Annotated in this window: 14 protein-coding genes; 5 read left to right on the top strand and 9 right to left on the bottom strand. The window is 70.8% G+C overall.

The window, feature by feature from the left end; genetic code table 11:
• Positions 1-63: 63 nt before the first annotated feature.
• Genes AB0L74_RS21525 through AB0L74_RS21535 form a run of 3 tightly spaced genes read right to left on the bottom strand, consistent with a single transcriptional unit; the run spans position 64 to position 3340 of the window.
• Complete coding sequence (locus AB0L74_RS21525) at positions 64-1098, bottom strand: transketolase C-terminal domain-containing protein (RefSeq protein ID WP_365654524.1); 1035 nt, start codon at positions 1096-1098, stop codon at positions 64-66.
• Between the two features lie 17 nt (positions 1099-1115).
• Complete coding sequence (locus AB0L74_RS21530) at positions 1116-2126, bottom strand: thiamine pyrophosphate-dependent dehydrogenase E1 component subunit alpha (protein ID WP_365654527.1); 1011 nt, start codon at positions 2124-2126, stop codon at positions 1116-1118.
• A complete protein-coding gene (locus AB0L74_RS21535; protein ID WP_365654577.1) occupies positions 2123-3340 on the bottom strand; it encodes a cytochrome P450 in 1218 nt (405 codons plus the stop codon). The genes AB0L74_RS21530 and AB0L74_RS21535 overlap by 4 nt, the downstream gene beginning before the upstream one ends.
• 421 nt (positions 3341-3761) lie before the next feature.
• Between AB0L74_RS21535 and AB0L74_RS21540 the strand changes: the two genes are divergently transcribed.
• The 5 genes from AB0L74_RS21540 to AB0L74_RS21560 all read left to right on the top strand — a co-directional run bounded on the left by AB0L74_RS21540 (position 3762) and on the right by AB0L74_RS21560 (position 9738).
• Positions 3762-5015, top strand: a complete 1254-nt coding sequence (locus AB0L74_RS21540; RefSeq protein ID WP_365654530.1) for a dTDP-4-dehydro-6-deoxyglucose aminotransferase — start codon at positions 3762-3764, stop codon at positions 5013-5015.
• 13 nt (positions 5016-5028) lie between these two features.
• Positions 5029-6486 carry a dTDP-4-amino-4,6-dideoxy-D-glucose ammonia-lyase gene (gene desII / locus AB0L74_RS21545; protein WP_365654533.1) on the top strand — a complete coding sequence of 486 codons (1458 nt, stop codon included), beginning with the start codon at positions 5029-5031 and terminating at the stop codon, positions 6484-6486.
• Positions 6487-6705: 219 nt separating this feature from the next.
• Positions 6706-7581 carry a glucose-1-phosphate thymidylyltransferase RfbA gene (gene rfbA / locus AB0L74_RS21550; protein ID WP_365654537.1) on the top strand — a complete coding sequence of 292 codons (876 nt, stop codon included), beginning with the start codon at positions 6706-6708 and terminating at the stop codon, positions 7579-7581.
• 34 nt (positions 7582-7615) lie between these two features.
• Positions 7616-8620: a dTDP-glucose 4,6-dehydratase gene (gene rfbB / locus AB0L74_RS21555; RefSeq protein ID WP_365654540.1), complete on the top strand. Its 1005-nt coding sequence runs from the start codon at positions 7616-7618 to the stop codon at positions 8618-8620.
• The gene (locus tag AB0L74_RS21560; protein ID WP_365654542.1) at positions 8566-9738 is read left to right on the top strand and encodes a DegT/DnrJ/EryC1/StrS family aminotransferase; all 1173 of its coding nucleotides are present in this window, start codon (positions 8566-8568) and stop codon (positions 9736-9738) included. Before rfbB ends, AB0L74_RS21560 begins: the two co-directional genes overlap by 55 nt.
• Positions 9739-9867: 129 nt before the next feature.
• Here the strand turns inward: AB0L74_RS21560 and AB0L74_RS21565 are convergent, their stop codons facing one another.
• The 6 genes from AB0L74_RS21565 to AB0L74_RS21590 all read right to left on the bottom strand — a co-directional run bounded on the left by AB0L74_RS21565 (position 9868) and on the right by AB0L74_RS21590 (position 18294).
• A complete protein-coding gene (locus AB0L74_RS21565) occupies positions 9868-12312 on the bottom strand; it encodes a glycoside hydrolase family 3 C-terminal domain-containing protein (RefSeq protein ID WP_365654545.1) in 2445 nt (814 codons plus the stop codon).
• A 184-nt stretch (positions 12313-12496) separates the two neighbouring features.
• Positions 12497-13210: a class I SAM-dependent methyltransferase gene (locus tag AB0L74_RS21570; protein WP_365654548.1), complete on the bottom strand. Its 714-nt coding sequence runs from the start codon at positions 13208-13210 to the stop codon at positions 12497-12499.
• Between the two features lie 7 nt (positions 13211-13217).
• On the bottom strand, positions 13218-14552 hold the full coding sequence (locus AB0L74_RS21575) for an activator-dependent family glycosyltransferase (protein WP_365654551.1): 1335 nt from the start codon (positions 14550-14552) through the stop codon (positions 13218-13220).
• A gap of 75 nt (positions 14553-14627) precedes the next feature.
• Positions 14628-15926, bottom strand: coding sequence for a P450-derived glycosyltransferase activator (locus tag AB0L74_RS21580; protein ID WP_365654554.1), 1299 nt, complete (start codon positions 15924-15926; stop codon positions 14628-14630).
• Positions 15908-16744 (bottom strand): alpha/beta fold hydrolase, encoded by an 837-nt coding sequence (locus AB0L74_RS21585; RefSeq protein ID WP_365654557.1) that lies wholly within the window; start codon positions 16742-16744, stop codon positions 15908-15910. The genes AB0L74_RS21580 and AB0L74_RS21585 overlap by 19 nt, the downstream gene beginning before the upstream one ends.
• Complete coding sequence (locus tag AB0L74_RS21590; RefSeq protein WP_365654559.1) at positions 16741-18294, bottom strand: thioesterase domain-containing protein; 1554 nt, start codon at positions 18292-18294, stop codon at positions 16741-16743. The genes AB0L74_RS21585 and AB0L74_RS21590 overlap by 4 nt, the downstream gene beginning before the upstream one ends.
• Between the last annotated feature and the right edge of the window lie 145 nt (positions 18295-18439).

Genomic DNA, 18439 nt, shown 5'->3' on the forward strand with positions numbered 1-18439 from the left:
GAACAGGGGGTGCGCGCCGGTTCGGGGCGGTGCTGCTGCGGGGTCGGGGGACCGGTGAGGGCTTCAGTACGGGCCGATGAATCCCTCCAAGGCACTGGGCAGGTCCGGCGCCGCCGCGGAGGCCTGGCCGAGAAGTTCCAGGCAGGCCCCGGCGACGGCCCCGGCTTGGGGGTTGAACGCCTCCTCCAGCGGCCAGGAGACCGGGGCCGGGCAGTCGGCGAGGGCGACCCGGCGGACCGGGGCCTTGAGCATGCCGGGATCATGCTCCGCCACCACGGCCGCGACCTCGGCGGCCAGACCGTACCGTGCCCAGCTGGTGTCCGCGACCACGAGGCGTCCGGTGCGGGCGACCGATTCGAGGATCAGCGCGTCGTCCAGTGGCCGGATGCTGCGGACGTCCACCACCTCGATGTTCACTCCCCTCACCGCCAGCAGGTCGGCGGCGCGCTCGGCCTCGTGGACCATCAGCGAGGAGGCGACGACGGTGACGTCCGTCCCTGGGCGGACGATCCGGCCCTTGCCGAAGGGCACGGTGAAGGGTTCCTCGGGGACCTCGCCCGTCACCTCGTACAGACCGCGGTTCTCCAGCAGGACGACCGGGTCGTCCGAGCGCAGCGCGCTGATCAGGAGCCCCTTGGCGTCCACGGGCGAGGCGGGGGTGGCGACGTACAGGCCGGGGAAGTGCCCGAACAGGGACTGAAGGCTCTGCGAGTGGGTGGCGCCCTGGCCCCAGCCACGGCCGACGACGCCCCGCATGACGACGGGGGCGCCGCCCCGGTTGCCGTACATGTAGCGCCACTTGGCGGCCAGGTTGAAGATGCCGTCCATGGCCAGGAACATGAAGTCGGCGCGGGTGTGCACCACCAGGGGGCGCATACCCATGGTCGCGGCGCCGACGGCGATGCCCGCGAAGGCGTTCTCGCCGTTGGGGATGTCACGCACCCGGCCGGCCCCGAAGCGGGCGTACGCCTCCCTGGTGGTTCCGTACACACCCTTGTGGTCATCCACACTCTGGCCGGCGACCACTATGGAAGGGTCGGCCTCCATCGCCTGGACCGTCGCTTCGCTGATGGCCTGGTGATACGTGAGCTTGCGCATGCCGCGGTCACTTTCCGTCAGGTTCCGTACGTTCCGGTGAGCAGGTCCGCCACGTCGGGGAACGGGGCGGCCTTCGCCGCGTCGATCGCCGCGTACGTCTCGCGGCGTGCCCGGTGCCGCCAGTCCTCGACACGGGCGTCGATGCCGGGGTCGGTGGCGCGCAGGGCCTCGGCGGCGCGGCGGACAGGGCAGCGCCGCATCCAGGACTCCACCTCGTCGGCGGGGCGGACGCCCTGCTCGTGGTCCCGGTTCGGCCCGACGTGTTCGCGCCAGCGGTAGGTGTCCAGTTCCAGGAAGTACGGCCCGTCGCCCGCGCGGCAGTGGCGGACCGCCTCCAGCGCGGCCTCGTGTACGGCGAACACGTCGTTGCCGTCGAGGCGCCGGGCTGTGATGCCGTAGCCCCGGGCGCGCTCGGTGATGCTGTGTCCGGCCGGCTGGCGGCTGGTCAGGTCGGAGGAGAGGGAGTACCGGTTGTTCTCGCACACGTAGATCACCGGGAGGCGGTGCAGGGCCGCGAAGTTCAGCGACTCGTGGAAGACGCCTTCCTCCGAGGCACCGTCGCCGAAGAAGGTGACCGCCACCCGCGGCCCGCCCTCGGCGTCCGGGCGCTCGCCGGCCGGCTGCCGGCCGGCCCGGCCGACGGCTTCCGCGAACGCCCAGGCGGCACCGGTGGCCACCGCGATCATCTCACCGAGGATGGCCGACGAGGCGGCGAACCCCGCCTCGGGATCGGTGAGATGGACCGAGCCGCCCCGGCCCGCCGCACAGCCGGTCCGCCGACCGTACAGTTCGGCGACCATGGCGGTGAGGTCGCCGCCCTTCGCCAGGTACTGAGCGTGACACCGGTGGCCGCCGTAGACGACGTCCTCGCGCCGCAGCGCCGCGCACACCCCGACGGCAGTGGCCTCCTGGCCGATGGAGAAGTGCACGGGGGTACGCATCTCCTGTTCGTCACGGTATACGTCGCCGATGATCTCCTCGGCACACCTGATGCGCACCATGTCGTGCAGCAGCCGCGCGCGGTTCATGCGGTTCCCTGCGCGACGGCCGTCAGCGCCGGTTCGCCGGCGGCATACGCCGGGGTCCAGCGGACGGGCAGCGTCTTGGTGCCGCGGATCATCATGTTGGGGAACCAGGTCAGCTCCTCCGGGGCGACGTCCAGGGCGAGGTCCGGGCAGCGTTCCAGGACCGCCCGGACGGCGATCTTGGCCTCCATCCGGGCCAGCGGGGCGCCGATGCAGTAGTGGATGCCGTAGCCGAAGGCGACGTGGCCGCGGGCGTCCCGGCGGATGTCGAAGCGGTGCGGGTCGGGGAAGCGCGCCGGATCACGGTCGGCGTCGGCGAGGACGACCATGACCGAGACACCGGCCGGGACGACGGTCCCGCCCAGGTCCACGGGCTCGGTCGGGAACCGGAGGGTCGCGCTCTCCACCGGGCCGTCGTAGCGCAGCATCTCCTCCACCGCGCCGTCGAGCAGTGTCATGTCCTCGCGCAGGGCGGCGAGTTGCTCCGGGTTGCGCAGCAGGGCCTGCATACCGTTGCTGATCAGGTTGACCGTGGTCTCGTGTCCGGCGATCAGCAGGACGAAGGCCATGCTGAGCAGCTCATCGGGGGAGAGCACGGAGCCGTCCTCGTCGCTGGTGCGGACCAGCGCGCTGAGCAGGTCGCCGCCGGGCGCCCCGCGCTTGGCCTCGATGAGCGCGCTGAGGTAGCCGGCCATCTCCGCCAGGGCCTTGTCCGCCTCGCCAGGGCCCTCGGGGGAGACGAACGAGTCGGTCCAGCCGCGGAAGGCGGAGCGGTCCTGCTCGGGTACGCCGAGGAGTTCACAGATCACGGTGATCGGGAGGGGCCAGGCCAGGGCCTTCACCAGATCGGCGCGGCCGTCCGGACTGGCCAGCATGGCGTCCATGAGTCCGTCGACGATCTGCTGGACACGCGGGCGCATGCCCTCTATCCGCCGCATCGTGAAGGCACGTGCCACCAGCTTGCGCAGTCGTGTGTGCCGGGGCGGGTCGGAATCCAGCATGCTGCTGTTGACCATGTCCTCGGCTGCGGTCAGCGAGGCCGTGGAGTTCCGCCAGTCCTTGCTGAATCGGGGGTCGGTGAGCACGGCGCGCGCCTGCTCGTAGCCGACGACCAGCCATACCTCCTCGCCGTCCGTGGTGCGCACCCGGTGCACCGGGCCCTCGGCGCGCAACCGTGCGTACGTCGGATAGGGGTCGGCCAGGAACTCGTGGCCCATGGCGGCCAGATCGAGCAGCGGGGCGGGCGTCACCACACCCTCACGATCTTTCACTTGCACACTCCTGTCGGGGGAACCGGCGGCCACGGATGAGGAACCGGTGCGGCTGCGCAGGGGAACCGGTGCGAAACTTCCCGCGGGGCCCGGCACTCGTTCGACGGGGAAGTCCCAGAAGTTCGGCCGGTAACTCTCGTATTACCCGGGGCTTTCAAGCATCACCACAAGTTGACCTTCGAGGGAATACCTCAAGACAAGGTGTGACCTAGAGCACACTTCGCTCTCTTGTCGGTCCGTTGGAGGCGGATTAGAGTCCCACCGAAATCGACCACCACGTCATGACGTCACGGTGGAGCACGGCGACCTCATTCGGGTTTCCCGGAGCGGTGAATGGATTCGTGACGGTGGCCCGGAGGGAACTTCCGTGAAAACCGCATTAGACGACCTCGCGTTCTTCGGTGGTCCTGCCGCTTTCCCCCGGCCGCTCCAAGTGGGGCGGCCCAACCACATCGACCGGCAGAAGCTCTTCGAGCGGCTCGGCCGGGCCCTGGACAACCAGTGGCTGTCCAACGGCGGCCCGTTGGTGCAGGAGTTCGAGCAGCGGGTGGCCGAGCTGGCAGGCGTACGGCATGCCGTGGCCACCTGCAACGCCACGGTGGGGTTCCAGCTGCTGATGCACGCCGCGGGCCTGGCCGGTGAAGTGATCATGCCGTCGATGACCTTCGTCGCCACCCCGCACGCGGTCAGGTGGCTCGGCCTCACCCCGGTCTTCGCGGACATCGACCCGGACACCGGCAATCTCGACCCGGAGTGCGCCGCCGGCGCCGTGACTCCACGTACCTCCGCACTGCTCGGCGTCCATCTGTGGGGCCGTCCCTGCGCGGCCGACGCACTGCGGAAGGTCGCCGACACGCACGGGCTGCCGCTGTTCTTCGACGCCGCGCACGCCGTGGGCTGCTCGGTGGACGGCAGACCCCTGGGCAGCCTGGGCGACGCCGAGGTCTTCAGCTTCCACGCCACCAAACTGGTCAACGCCTTCGAGGGCGGGGCGGTCGTCACCGACGACGCGGAGCTGGCCGGCCGGGTCCGCGCACTGCACAACTTCGGCGCCGGACTGGCCGGCGGCAGCCCGGCCGGCGGGACCAACGCCAAGATGAGCGAGGCCGCCGCCGCGATGGGCCTGACCTCGCTCGAAGCCCTCCCGGCTGTCATGGCGCACAACCGGCGCAACCACGCCACGTACCGCACGGAGCTCAAGGACGTCCCCGGTGTCCTGGTGGCCGAGCACGACAAGCACGGGCTCAACAACCACCAGTACCTGATCGTCGAGATCGACGAGGAGATCACGGGCTTCACCCGCGATCTGCTCAGGGACGTGCTGCTCGCCGAGCGCGTCGGTACGCGTGCCTACTTCTCTCCCGGCTGCCACCAGTTGGAGCCCTACCGCCGGCTGCGGCACGCACCGCTGCCGCATACCGAACACCTGGCCCGACGAGTGCTCGCCCTGCCGACCGGCACCGCGGTCGCGGACGAGGACATCCGCCGGATCTGCGAGGTCGTGCGGCTGTGTGCGGCGCGGGGTCACGAGCTGACCGCGCGCCACCAGGCCATGGCACCGGCCTCCGCGAGCCCGCCACCGCAGCCGGCCTCCCGCCCACGCCCGCAACCCCGCCCATGATTGGACGCTCCCGATGACTGCCCCCGCACCTTCCCAGGCCGCTTCCGTCGAGAGCTGCGCGTACCCCGGAGCCGACTTGGAGGCGGCGGCGCACGCCCTCCGCCAGACCCTGGTCTCCGAGGGCTTCGTCGCCGCCGAACGGGCCGACACCACCGCCCGTCTGCTGGTCAGGCTGGCCGTGCGCTACGGCAACGACCCCTTCACCCCCCTGGAGGAGGCCCGCCACGAACTGGGGGTCGACCGGGAGGCGTTCCGGCAACTGCTCGGCCTGTTCGGCGAGGTGCCCGAGCTGCGCACCGCGGTCGAGACCGGCCCTGCCGGGAAGTACTGGGAGAACACCGTGCTGCCGCTGGAACGGCGCGGTGTCTTCGACTCGGCCCTGGCCCGGCGGCCGGTCTTCCCCTACAGCGTGGGTCTCTACCCGGGTCCCACCTGCATGTTCCGCTGTCACTTCTGCGTCCGGGTGACCGGCGCGCGCTACGACCCGTCCGCTCTGGAGGCGGGCAACGAGATGTTCCGCTCGGTGATCGACGAGATACCGGAGGGCAACCCGTACGCGATGTACTTCTCCGGCGGCCTGGAGCCCCTCACCAACCCGGGTCTGGGCGGCCTGGTGCACCACGCCGCGGGCCGCGGCCTGCGGCCCACCGTCTACACCAACTCCTTCGCGCTCACCGACCGGACCCTGGAGCGCCAGCCCGGGCTGTGGGACCTGCACGCCGTCCGCACCTCGCTGTACGGCCTGAACGACGAGGAGTACGAGCAGACCACGGGCAAGCGCAACGCCTTCCGCCGGGTGCGCGACAACCTGCGGCGCTTCCAGGAACTGCGGTCCGAGCGCCGGTCGCCGGTACGCCTCGGCTTCAGCTACATCGTGCTCCCGGGCCGCGCCGGGCGCCTGCTCGACCTGGTCGACTTCATCGCCGAGCTCAACGAGTCCGGGGACGACCGGCCGGTGGACTTCATCAACATCCGCGAGGACTACAGCGGCCGGGAGGACGGCAGGCTGCCGGAAGCCGAGCGCACCGAGCTCATGGAGGCCCTCGCCGCCTTCGAGGAGCGGGTCCGCGCGCGTACCCCCGGCCTCAGCGTCGACTATGGCTACGCGCTGCACAGCCTGCGGGCCGGGGCCAACGCCGAACTGCTGCGCATCCGGCCCCACACCATGCGCCCCACCGCGCATCCGCAGGTATCGGTGCAGGTCGACCTGCTCGGTGACGTCTACCTGTACCGGGAGGCGGGTTTCCCCGACCTGGCCGGCGCCGACCGGTACATCGCGGGCCGGGTGGGCCCCGGCACCTCGCTACAGCAGGTCGTGGCGGAGTTCGTGGAGAAGGGCGGCCAGGTGGCGGCGGCCGACGGCGACGAGTACTTCATGGACGGCTTCGACCAGGTCGTCACCGCGCGGCTGAACCAGCTGGAGCGGGACTCGGCGGACGGCTGGGAGGACGTCCGCGGCTTCCTGCGCTGAACTCATACTGAACCCCCACGCACCGACCCGCACGCACTGAACCGCAGGCGCTGAGCGTGCGCGCCGAAGCATACGCACACGCAGGGCCCGGCCGGACGGCCGGGCCCTGCGTGTTCCCCGGTGACCGGTGCCGGGGCACTCCCCCTGTACGGCCCCTAACGCCCCCTATCTCTTCGGCGCTCCCCGCATTCCGCGCCCCACCCCTGTTAACTTCCGGGGATGAAGGGAATAGTCCTGGCCGGCGGGAGTGGAACACGGCTCCAGCCGGTGACCTCGGTGATTTCAAAACAGATCCTTCCGGTCTACAACAAACCGATGATCTACTATCCGCTGTCGGTTCTGATGCTCGCCGGCATCCGCGAAATACAAATCATCTCCACGCCACAGCACGTCGACCTTTTCCGCTCTCTGCTCGGCAATGGCAATCACCTGGGAATCGAGCTCGACTACGCCGTGCAGAAGGAGCCGGCGGGAATAGCGGACGCCCTTCTGGTCGGCGCCGATCACATCGGCGACGACTCCTGCGCGCTGATCCTGGGGGACAACGTCTTCCACGGTCCGGGCCTGTACGGGCTGCTGCGGAGCAGCATGGCGAAGCTGGACGGCTGCGTGCTGTTCGGCTACCCGGTCAAGGACCCCGAACGGTACGGCGTGGCCGAGGTGGACTCCGAGGGCCGGCTGACCGCCCTGACGGAGAAGCCCTCGCAGCCGCGCTCCCATCTGGCCGTCACCGGCCTCTACTTCTACGACAACGACGTTGTCGACATCGCCAAGAACATCCGGCCCTCGGCTCGCGGCGAGCTGGAGATCACCGACGTCAACCGCGTCTACCTGGAACAGGGCAGGGCCCATCTGGTCGACCTCGGCCGGGGCTTCGCCTGGCTGGACACCGGCACCCACGACTCCCTCCTCCGGGCCGCTCAGTACGTGCAGGTCATGGAGGAGCGGCAGGGCGTGTGGATCGCGGGCCTGGAGGAGATCGCCTTCCGGATGGGCTTCATCGACGCCGAGGCCTGCCACCACCTGGGACAGGGCCTGGCCCACACCGACTACGGCGCCTACCTCGTGGAGATCGCCGGTCGGGGAGCCCCGTGACGCCGCAGCCCCCTCTACCGAAAGGATGGACGCAGTGCGGCTTCTGGTGACCGGAGGTGCGGGCTTCATCGGCTCGCACTTCGTGCGGCAACTCCTCACCGGGGCGTACCCGGATCTGCCCGCCGATGAGGTGATCGTCGTGGACAGCCTCACCTACGCGGGCAACAGGACCAACCTGGCCCCGGTGGAGGCGGACCCCCGGCTGCGCTTCGTACACGGGGACATCTGCGACGCCGAGCTGCTGGCCAAGGAGCTGAGCGGGGTGGACGCCGTGGTGCACTTCGCGGCCGAGAGCCACGTGGACCGCTCGATCGCGGGCGCATCCGTGTTCGTCCGTACCAATGTGCTGGGCACACAAACCCTGTTGCAGTGCGCCCTGGAGGCCGGGGTGGGACGGGTCGTGCACGTCTCCACGGACGAGGTGTACGGGTCGATCGACTCCGGCTCCTGGACGGAGGACTGCCCGCTGGAGCCCAACTCCCCCTACGCGTCCTCGAAGGCCGGTTCCGACCTGCTCGCCCGCGCGTACCACCGTACGTACGGGCTCGACGTGCGGGTGACCCGGTGCTGCAACAACTACGGGCCCTACCAGCATCCCGAGAAGCTGATCCCGCTGTTCGTGACGAACCTGCTCGACGGGTCGCCGCTGCCGCTGTACGGCGACGGAGGGAACGTGCGGGAGTGGGTGCACACCGACGACCACTGCCGTGGGATCGCCCTCGTCCTCGCCGGCGGCAGACCCGGCGAGACGTACCACATCGGGGGCGGCCGGGAACTGACCAACCGCGAGCTCACGGGCATGCTGCTGGAGTTCTTCCAGGCCGACTGGTCGCGGGTGCGCCCGGTCGCCGACCGCAAGGGACACGACCTGCGGTACTCCCTGGACGGCGGGAAGATCGAGCGCGAGCTCGGCTACCGGCCTCAGATCGACTTCGCGGACGGACTGGCACGCACCGTGCGCTGGTACCGGGAGAACCGGGACTGGTGGCAGCCGCTGAAATCGCGGGCGCGGACCGAGACCACCGGGGTCCCGGCATGACGGCCCGGGTGAGGTTCCTCGACCTCGCGGCGGCGTACGACGAGCTGCGGGCGGAGACCGACGCCGCCGTGGCACGGGTCCTCGACTCGGGACGGTACCTCCTGGGTCCCGAGCTGGAGGCCTTCGAGGCGGAGTTCGCCGCGTACTGCGAGACGGACCACTGCATCGGCGTCAACAGCGGCATGGACGCCCTGCGGCTCGCCCTGTGCGCTCTGGGCGTCGGTCCGGGCGACGAGGTGATCGTCCCCTCGCACACGTTCATCGCCAGCTGGCTGGCGGTGTCGGCGACCGGGGCGACCCCGGTGCCGGTGGAGCCGCACGAGCACCACCCCACCCTGGACCCGCTGCTGGTCGAGAAGGCGATCACGTCGCGTACCCGGGCGATCCTGCCGGTGCACCTGTACGGACATCCGGCGGACATGGACGCCCTCGGTGAGCTCGCCCGCCGGCACGGTCTGCACATGGTGGAGGACGCGGCGCAGGCGCACGGGGCTCGCTATCGCGGCAGGCGCGTCGGGTCGGGGCCCTCCTCGGTGGCGGCCTTCAGCTTCTACCCGGGCAAGAACCTGGGCGCCTTCGGTGACGGGGGCGCGGTGGTGACCGCCGACGCCGAACTGGCCGAACGGCTGCGCATGTTGCGGAACTACGGCTCGCGGCAGAAATACGTCCACGAGCTGCGGGGCGCCAACTCCCGGCTGGACGAGATCCAGGCGGCCGTCCTGCGAGTCCGGCTGGCGTGTCTGGACGAGTGGAACGCCCGTCGGTCGGCGCTGGCCGACGCCTATCTGTCCGGGCTGCGCGACGTCCCCGGTCTCACCCTGCCGGTCATCGCCGCGGGCACCGAGCCGGTCTGGCATCTGTTCACGGTGCGTACCGCGCGCCGTGACGAGCTGCGTGAGCACCTGGCCTCCTGCGGCATCGAGACGCTGACGCACTATCCGGTGCCGGTGCACCTCTCCCCCGCGTACGCGCAGCAGGGCCCGCCGGAGGGAACATTGCCCCTGGCCGAACGCTTCGCACGGGAGGTGCTCAGCCTGCCCATCGGCCCGCACCTGGACCCGGCGCAGGCCCTGGAGGTCGTCGCCGCGGTGCGCGACTGGGCATCGCGCTCCGGCTGAAGCCGGGCTCGCCCGGCGGACGGCTCCCCGGGCCGGACCACGAAACGGACGAAGGCGGTGCCCGCCACCTCTCGAGGTGGCGGGCACCGCCCTTTCAGTGGTGTTCCGGCAGCCGGCTCACGGGCGAGCTCACTGCGCGATCGTCACCTGGGTGCTTCCCCGCAGGTCGGCCGAGGACGCTCCGACCTGGAGCAGCCGGCTTCCGGTGCCGGTCTTCCAGGAGTGCGACGCGGCGTCCCAGTACTGGAGCTGGCGCCGGTCCACCGTCAGGGTGATCCGCTTCTCCTGCCCGGGGTCCAGCGCGACCTTGGTGTAGCCGACCAGCTTCTTGCGTGCCTGCGGCGCGGTCACGTGGGGGCTGGCGCCGAGGTAGGCCTGGACGACCTCCTGGCCGGCCCGCTGACCGGTGTTGCGGATGGTCACCGACACCTTCAGGCCGCCGTCCGGCGTGGACACGGCGGTCGGCGTGCCGTACCTGAAGGAGGTGTACGACAGCCCGTGCCCGAAGGGGAACAGCGGCCGGACGTTCGCCTTGTCGAACCAGCGGTAGCCGACGTAGATGCCCTCGGTGTACTCCTGCTGGTTGTCCACCCCGGGGTAGCGCTTGGGGTCGCCCGCCACCGCGTGCTGGTCCTCCCGCGCGGGGAAGCTCTGGGTGAGCTTCCCGCTCGGGTTGACGTCGCCGTACAGCAGGGCAGTGGTCGCCTCGGCGCCCGCCTGGCCCGGATACCACATGTCCAGAACGGCCCGGGTCTTGTCGAGCCACGGCATCAGCACCGCGGAACCGGTGTTCAGGACCACGATGGTGTTCGGGTTGGCCTCGGCGACCGCCGAGATCAGCTTGTCCTGGGTGCCGGGCAGCGACAGCGAGGGACGGTCGACGCCCTCGGTGCCGTCGTCGTAGGCGAAGACGAGCGCCGTCTCCGCGTTCCTCGCCGCCGTGACGGCCTTGGCGATGCTCGCCTCGGACGCCTCGGGGGTCACCCAGCCCAGGTCGACCGAGAGCGGCGTACCGCTCATGGCGAAGCCGGTCATGGTCAGCTTGTGCGTGCCCGCGGTGAGTTTCAGCAGCGGGCTGCTGACCTTGCCGTAAACCGCCCCCGCCTCGATCGTATGGCCGTCCAGCGTCACGGTGGCGTAGCCGCCGGTGGCGCGGACGGCGATCCGGTACTCGCCGTCGGCGGGCACCGTCAGCGTGCCTTCGTACAGGGTTCCGCTCTGACCCGGTTCCAGTTGCCTGCCCTTGTTGAACGCCGGGGAGAGGGCGCTGTCCGGGATGTCGGTCCCGTATATCTCCTCGCCCTGCTCGTACGTCACCCTCGCATCGGCACCCGCGCGCTCGCGCAGCGCGTCCAGCGGGGCGGCGGCCGCGTCCGGCACGACGTGGGCGCTGCCCAGGCCGGTGACCTTCGGGTCGGTGGCGGTGGGGCCGATCACGGCGATGTTCTTGCCCGCGGTGCCGGTGAGCGGGAGTGCGTTCCCCTGGTTGCGCAGCAGCACCGCGCCGTTCTCGGCGATCTTCTGCGACGCGGCATGGGCCCAGGTCCGGTCGCGTTCGGGCCTGGCCGGAGCGGTGCCGCCGACGAGACCGAAGCGCTCCATCTGGCCGACGATCCGTTCCACCGAGCGGTCCAGGGTGGCCATCGGGACCGTGCCGTCCAGGACCGCCCGCTTCAGGGCCTCACCGAAGTACTTGGGCTCGGGCTCGGGGGCGCCCGGCGGGATGTCGCCGGGGAGGTCGACACCCATCTCCTGATCGAGTCCCTTGGTGATGGCGTCGGTGCTGTGGGTGGCCTGCCAGTCGGACATCACCCAGCCCTGGAAGCCCCACTGGGTGCGCAGGATGGTGTTGAGGAGGTCCTCGTTGCCGCAGGAGGGCTTGCCGTTGAGCCCGTTGTACGCACACATGAACGAGGCCGCTCCGGCCTTCGACGAGGCCTCGAACGCGGGCAGTTCGATCTCGCGGAGCGTCTGCTCGTCGACGGTCGCGTTGACGGAGAAACGATTGTTCTCCTGGTTGTTCGCCGCGAAGTGCTTGGCCGTGGCCATCAGGCCCTGGCTCTGGATGCCCTTGATCTGGGCGGCGGCGGTGCGCGACGAGACCAGCGGATCCTCGCTGAAGGTCTCGAAGTTCCGTCCGCCGTGCGGGACCCGGATGTTGTTCATCATGGGCCCGAGCACCATGTCCTGGCCCAGTGCCCGCCCGTCGCGCCCCATGACCGCGCCGTAGGTGCCGGCCATGGCGTCATCGAAGGTGCTGGCCAAGGCGATCGGCGCGGGCAGCGCGGTGGCGGTGCGGCCGACCAGCCGGATGCCGTTCGGGCCGTCGGCGGAGCGGAGTTCGCCGATGCCCAGCCGCGGTACGCCAGGGAGGTAGCCCACACCCTGGCGGTCGGGGTCCAGACGCCAGTGCACGAAGCTGATCTTCTCGTCGAGCGTCATCTGCGCGACGAGAGCCTTCGCCAGCTCCGTCTGGCCGCTTCCGGCCTGCCGCTCGACGCCCGCGCCGGGCGCGGAGGCTGACGCGGAGGCGGCCACGGTGCTGCCCGCCAGCAGGCTGGCGACGATGGCCACCGTCAGGGTCCTGGCACCGGGACGGCCGCGGCCGGACCGGCGTATTCGGGGGTGATACGTCACTGTTCCTCTTCTCTCTTCTTCCTTGCCGGCACCGTCCGGATCCACTCGGTGACGTCTGTGGGGATCCGGACGGGCGATCGGTGGGGCCGGCCGGGGGGCCGGCCTGGCGCGGGCCGGGGACTCACGGGCGGACGCCGACGAAGAGGCCGCGCCCCGAGGGGCCGCCCTCCAGGTACTCGACGCGCAGCCCCGCCGCCTCGAAGGCGGCCTCGTACTCCGCCCGGTGGAACAGGGTGATGTGGTGCACGTCGGAGAAGTGCCGTACGCCGCGCCCGGGTTCGGCGACGGTGAAGTGCACCTCCATGCGGGTCGCCTTGCCCTCGCGCACCGAGTGCGAGACGCGGGCCACCGTTCGGCCGTCCCTGCGGACGACGTCGGCGCTGACCCAGCCGTCGGCGAACGTCTCGGGGAACCACCACGGCTCGATCACGGCCACGCCGCCCGGCGTCAGGTGGCGGGCGAACGAGGCGAGCGTGTCGTCGAGTTCGGCGGTGGTGCCCAGGTATCCGACGGAGGAGAACATGCTGACCACGGCGTCGAAGCGGCGCTCCAGGCGGAAGTCGCGCATGTCGCCCTGGTGCAGCCGGACGTCGGGGAGCCGGGAGCGGGCGTGGTCGAGCATGTCCTCGGACAGTTCCAGGCCCTCGGTGTGGGGGAACTCCTTGGCGAAGTACTCCAGATGCGTACCGGTGCCGCAGGCCACGTCCAGCAGGGACGACGCTTCGGGGGCCCTGGAGCGCACCAGTTGGCAGATGCTGGACGCCTCCGCCGCGTAGTCCTTGCCGCGACCGAGGTAGAACAGGTCGTAGACATCGGCGTGGTCGACTTCGTACATGTGGTCCCTACTTCGGTACGCGGGAGGTGTCCCGCCGGAGTCGGTCGGAGGTGGAAAGGGAGGATGCCGCCGGCAGCGGCCCGCGGACGCGGTGTCGCTCGGTGAGCCGCTCCAGCTCGGGTACCAGCCCGGCCGGTGTCGGGTCGGTGCAGGTCTCCTGGCGCAGCCGTTCCGCGGCGGCGGGGATCGAGGGATCCTCCAGCACCCGGACCACGGCGTCGCGCACGGCCTGGGGGGTGAGCTCGGCCGGGGGCAGGAAGAACCCCACCCCCTGGTCCTCGACGGCTTTCGCCTTGACGGGGGCGTCCCACAGCTCGGCGAGCATCACCTGCGGCACCGCGTTGACGACGGCGGTGGCATAGGTGCCCGCACCACCGTGATGGATGATCGCCGAACAACTCGGCAGCAGCGCGTGCATGGGCACGAAGTCCGTGAAGCGCGTGTGGGCCGGGTATGTGCGTACATCGCCGAGCTGAGAGGAGTCGAGCGTGGCGATGAGTTCGATGTCGAGGTCGGCGAGGGCCTCCAGGATGTCGCCCTGCGAGACCCCGTCACCGCCGAGCACCTCGCGCGCCGAGACGCCCAGGGTGAGGCAGACCCGGGGCCGTTCGGGCGGTTCCCGCAGCCAGTCGGGGATGACCGAGGTGCCGTTGTACGGGACGTACCGCATGCCCAGGGTGTGCAGTCCGGTGTCGAGCCGCAGGCTGGGCGGGGTGGGGTCGATGGTCCACTGGCCGGTGACCACTTCCTCCCCGAAGGTGGCGCCGTGCCGGTCCAGGCACCAGGTCAGCCACTCCCTGGTGGGGTCCTCGCGGTGCTCGGGCGGCTGTTGGTCGCGGAGCGCCACGAACTTGCGGCGCGCGCTGCCCGTCACGTCGGGCCCCCACAACACCCGGGCGTGCGCGGCGCCGGTGACGCGGGCGGCGATGGCGCCCGCGTAGGTGGTCGGCTCCCACAGCACCAGGTCCGGCTGCCATGAGCGGGCGAACGCGACCAGGTCGTCGACCATCGGATCGTTGTTGGCCAGCAGGTAGAAGTACGGGGTCAGGATGGCCTCGATACCGAGGGCGTGGTCCCAGTCGAGCGGTTCGGCGCGTGCCTCGTCGAAGGCGATCGCCGGGTGGTTCGGACGGGGTTCGCCCGCCATCCGCTCCCGGTACTCGTGGATGAGGTGGTCGGTGCCCGTGGCGACGGCGGGCAGTCCGGAGGCGGTGATGGTGTCGATCAGGGCGGGCTGGCTGGCCACTCGCACCTCGTGTCCGGCGGTGCGCAGCGCCCAGGCGAGCGGCACGAGGCCGTAGTAGTGCGTGTGATGTGCGAACGAGGTCAGCAGTACGCGCACGGCGTCGTCGTCCTTCCAGGTAGTAAGGGGGTACGGGCCCGTCGTCGGATGACGGGCACGGTCCGGCGCCCGGGCTCAGCCGGTCACCGGAACGCTCAGCGGCCCCCTGCTGACCGGTGAACGGCGCAGACGCAGCACGGGGCCTGCCGGGCGCAGCGTGGGGAACCGGCCGGCCAGGGCGCGCAGAGCGGCCTCCGCCTGGAGGCGGACCAGGGGTGCCACGGGCCCGTGAGCTCCGGTCTCGTGCAGGGCGAGGTGCCGGGCGGCGTCCTGGCGGGTGAGGTCGAATCGCTCAGGTTCGGTGAAGGCGGCCGGATCCCGGCCCGTGCCGGCGGTGAGCACGACGACATGGGTGCCGGGCCTCAGGCGGTGACCGGCCAGGGTCACCTCCCGCAGCGCGATCCGGGCGTCCAGCTGGACCGGCGGGTCGTGGCGGAGGGTCTCCTCCACCGCGGCCGCGGCGAGTTCGGGGCGGGCGCACAGCTGCCGCCACTGATCGGGGTGGGCGAGGAGCGAGAGCACCGCGTTACCGGTGAGGTGGACGGCCGTGGCGACGCCGAGTGCGCACAGCGGTCCCCGCAGCGGTGGGTGTTCGTCGCCCACTGTGCCTCCGGGTGTTTCCCCGGCTCCGGTGGCCGGCAGCGCGTCCAGCTCCGCCAGCGCGTCGCCGGCCGCGCGTACGGTGCGCAGCGACTGCGCGGCCAGCAGACTGTCCGGGAGCGGCCGCAGCCGCTCCACGCAGGTGCCGAACTGCGCACGTCGCTCCTGCGGTACGCCGAGCACGGCCGCGGTCGCGGCGGTCACCGCCGGGCGGATGAAGTCGGCCATGAGCTCGAAGCCGTGCGGCCCGGCACCGTGCACGTCGACGCGGTCCTTCTCCGGCCCGGCGGCAAGAGTGCGTTCCACCACCTCCTGGTGGATCCGCTCGACGAGGGCGCGGTGCCTGCCCACGGTCTCCGGCCCCGGCTCGGCCGCGCGCCCGTGGCGCTCCGCACCGCCGGACTCCAGCGGATTGGCGCTGCCGTAGGAGACGACCTGCTGCGGTACGGGACGGCCGTCGGCGGCGGACATCCCGAAATCCGGTGAGCAGAGGATCTCGGCGGCCACCGCGTGATCGGCGGTGACCCAGCTGCCGGTCGCGCTGAGAGACAGCGGGCCGAGGGCCCGGACGCGCTCGTACTCGGGGTAGGGGTCGTCCAGCTGGCCGCGCAGCACGACGGCGTACGGGTCGCCGTTCGCGGCGTGGATCCACTGCAGGCCCCTGGTCTCCAGGAGGTGGTTGCCGAGTTCGCTGTCGGAGGTCAGGTACACGGTCCGGCCCAGCGGAGGCTGGGTGATGACCGGCCCGTTCCCGGTCATCTCGGGTTCTGCCATCGGTTCACCGTTCCCGGGAGAGTCTTGGCCTTGGCCTGGTCCGCGGGCTCGTCACGGGTGACGAGCAGGTAGTCGGAAATGTCGTTGCAGACTTCGTGCCACTGGTCGTTGAGGTAGAAGTGGCCACCGGAGTAGGTGCGCAGGCTGAACGGCCTGTTGGTGAACTTGCGCCATTCCGCGACCTCCACCAGCGGCGCCCTGGGGTCGCTGTCGCCCGCCAGCGCCATGACCGGACACTCCAGCCTCGGTCCTGGCCGGTACGTGTAGGTCTCCGCGGCCCGGTAGTCGTTGCGCAGCGCGGGGAGCACCATGCGCAGGAACTCGGCGTCGCCGAGGACCTTGTCGTCCGTTCCGTTGAGGCGGTGGATCTCGGCGACGAAGCACTCGTCGTCCAGGTGGTGCACGATCCGGTCCGGTGGCCGGTTGGGGGCCCGGCGTCCGGAGACGAACAGACCCGCGAGCCGTACCCCGTACTCCTGTTCAAGAATGCGGGCCGCCTCGTAGGCGACGGAGGCGCCCAGACTGTGCCCGAACAGGGCCAGCCGGCCTTGTCTCCAGCTCGATTCGGTGGCCGCGACCACGCACTCGGCGAGTTCCCCGACGCTCTCCACCAACGGCTCGCGGAGCCGGTCCTGGCGTCCGGGGTACTGGACGGCCAGCACCTCGACGGACGGGTGGAACTCCTGGGAGAAGCGGAAGAAGTAGCTCGCCGATCCACCGGCGTGCGGCAGACAGACCAGCTTTATCGAGCTGTCGGGCGACGGGTGGAAGCGCCGGATCCACTGTTCGCTCTGTACCCGCGGGGGTCTGCCATTCACCGGTCCCCTCCCTGAGCCGTGTTCCGGCAGGGCCCGATGCCGTCCAGCCATGAGGCGATCTCCCGTGCGATGACGGGAGCGTGGTCCCGCATCATCGTGAAGTGATCGCCCGGAACGTCGACAGTGCTGTGCGGGTTGTCCCAGTGCGCACGCCAGTCACCGCCGTCGGCAGGCCACTCACCCAGTGGCTCGGCCGCGCGCACCAGAAGGACGGGCGCGCTGCTGCGACCCGGCGCCCGGTCCGTCAGGAAATCGACGTACCTGCCCATGGCGAGCAGCTTGGAATCGGCCATCGGCTCCAGTTCGCCCGCGAACAGCCCCTCGCCCAGGAGTTTGCCCCAGGCCTCGATCGGGGCTTGGTGGCCGGGCGGATACGGGTCGATCAGGACGACTCCGGCCGGTACGACGCCGTGGACCTCCTCCAGCCGGCTCGCGAGCGCGTGGGCGAGCAGCGCTCCCCCGGAATGGCCGATCAGGACGATCGGTTCGTTCCCTTCCATGGCCTGGACCCGCAACACGGCCTGGGCCTGAGCGTCCAGGGCCGCTTCGAGGGTGGCGGGCACAGGTACGGGCCGGGCGCCGGCACCGGTGCCTGTGACGGCGTAGCCCGGCAGGGGCAGCGCGAAGAAGTCCCGTTCGCCGCGGAAGGGCTTGCTCAGCCGCAGGAACTCGTGCGCACCGCCGTTCGGGGCCGTACCGGTGCAGCCGATGAGGAGAGCGCGCCCGGTGGCGTGCTCGTCGCCCGGCCGATCGTCGTGCCGGGCGGAGAGCCGCAGCGGGTCGAGTGGCTCCGCGCACTCCTCGGCTGTGGTGAACTGGTTCTGGAGCGCTGCCAGTTCGGACATGACCGCGATGAACCGGGTATACCGGTCCTCGTCCACGGCCTGCCTGAACAGGGTGCGGAGAGTACCGCCCCGGTCCGTCGGGGACACGGCGGGAGAGTCGAGCGCGGTGGCGTACTCTGCCGTACTCCTCGCGGTGACCTCCCAGTTCAGCTCGGCCAGTTCCGCGTAGACCCGCTCGGCCAGAGCGTTGGCCGTGGCCAACTCGAACACCGCGGAGGCCGGCAGGCTGAGGCCTGTGAGCGCGTTGATCCTGTTGCGCAGCTCGATCGCCGTCAGTGAGTCGAACCCCATCTCGCGCAGCGGCCGGTCACCGGGGAGATCGTCGGACGAGCCGTACCGGAGCACGGTGGCCGACTGCCTCAGCACCATGTCCGTCACCGCGCGTCGGCGATCGTCCTCGCCGAGCTCGGCGAGCCCGGGACCCCACGTCTGCTCGGCCTCGGGGGCGGGCCCTACCTCGGTGTATGCGGGCCGCTCGCCGGGGGTGGTGGCGGGGGCGATCCAGTAGTGGCGGTGCTGGAAGGGGTAGGTGGGCAGGTCGGGGATGTCGGGAACGACGGGGCCGGCAGTGGTGGGGTGATGGGTGTCCCAGTCGACGGGCAGGCCGTTGGCCCACGCTTCGGCCAGAGAGGTGGTGAGACGGTGGAGACCACCGTCGTTACGGCGGAGGGTGGCCAGACCAACGGCCTGGTCAGGCAGGTTCATGGTCAGAACAGGATGCGTACTGACCTCGACAAAATGCGTGAACCCCTCACCCGACAAAACCTCCACCGCGGGATGGAAAGCCACCTGCCGACGCAGATTCCGATACCAGTACCCCGCACCCGTCACCGCACCGGTAACCCAGGCA

The organism is Streptomyces sp. NPDC052020, assembly GCF_040680575.1.
Lineage (GTDB): Bacteria > Actinomycetota > Actinomycetes > Streptomycetales > Streptomycetaceae > Streptomyces.

Coding starts and splice junctions, on each gene's coding strand:
- AB0L74_RS21530 (WP_365654527.1), bottom strand. CDS start 2,126: ATGAACCGCGCGCGGCTGCTGCACGACATGGTGCGCATCAGGTGTGCC.
- AB0L74_RS21525 (WP_365654524.1), bottom strand. CDS start 1,098: ATGCGCAAGCTCACGTATCACCAGGCCATCAGCGAAGCGACGGTCCAG.
- rfbA (WP_365654537.1), top strand. CDS start 6,706: ATGAAGGGAATAGTCCTGGCCGGCGGGAGTGGAACACGGCTCCAGCCG.
- AB0L74_RS21590 (WP_365654559.1), bottom strand. CDS start 18,294: ATGAACCTGCCTGACCAGGCCGTTGGTCTGGCCACCCTCCGCCGTAAC.
- desII (WP_365654533.1), top strand. CDS start 5,029: ATGACTGCCCCCGCACCTTCCCAGGCCGCTTCCGTCGAGAGCTGCGCG.
- AB0L74_RS21570 (WP_365654548.1), bottom strand. CDS start 13,210: ATGTACGAAGTCGACCACGCCGATGTCTACGACCTGTTCTACCTCGGT.
- AB0L74_RS21535 (WP_365654577.1), bottom strand. CDS start 3,340: ATGGGCCACGAGTTCCTGGCCGACCCCTATCCGACGTACGCACGGTTG.
- AB0L74_RS21580 (WP_365654554.1), bottom strand. CDS start 15,926: ATGGCAGAACCCGAGATGACCGGGAACGGGCCGGTCATCACCCAGCCT.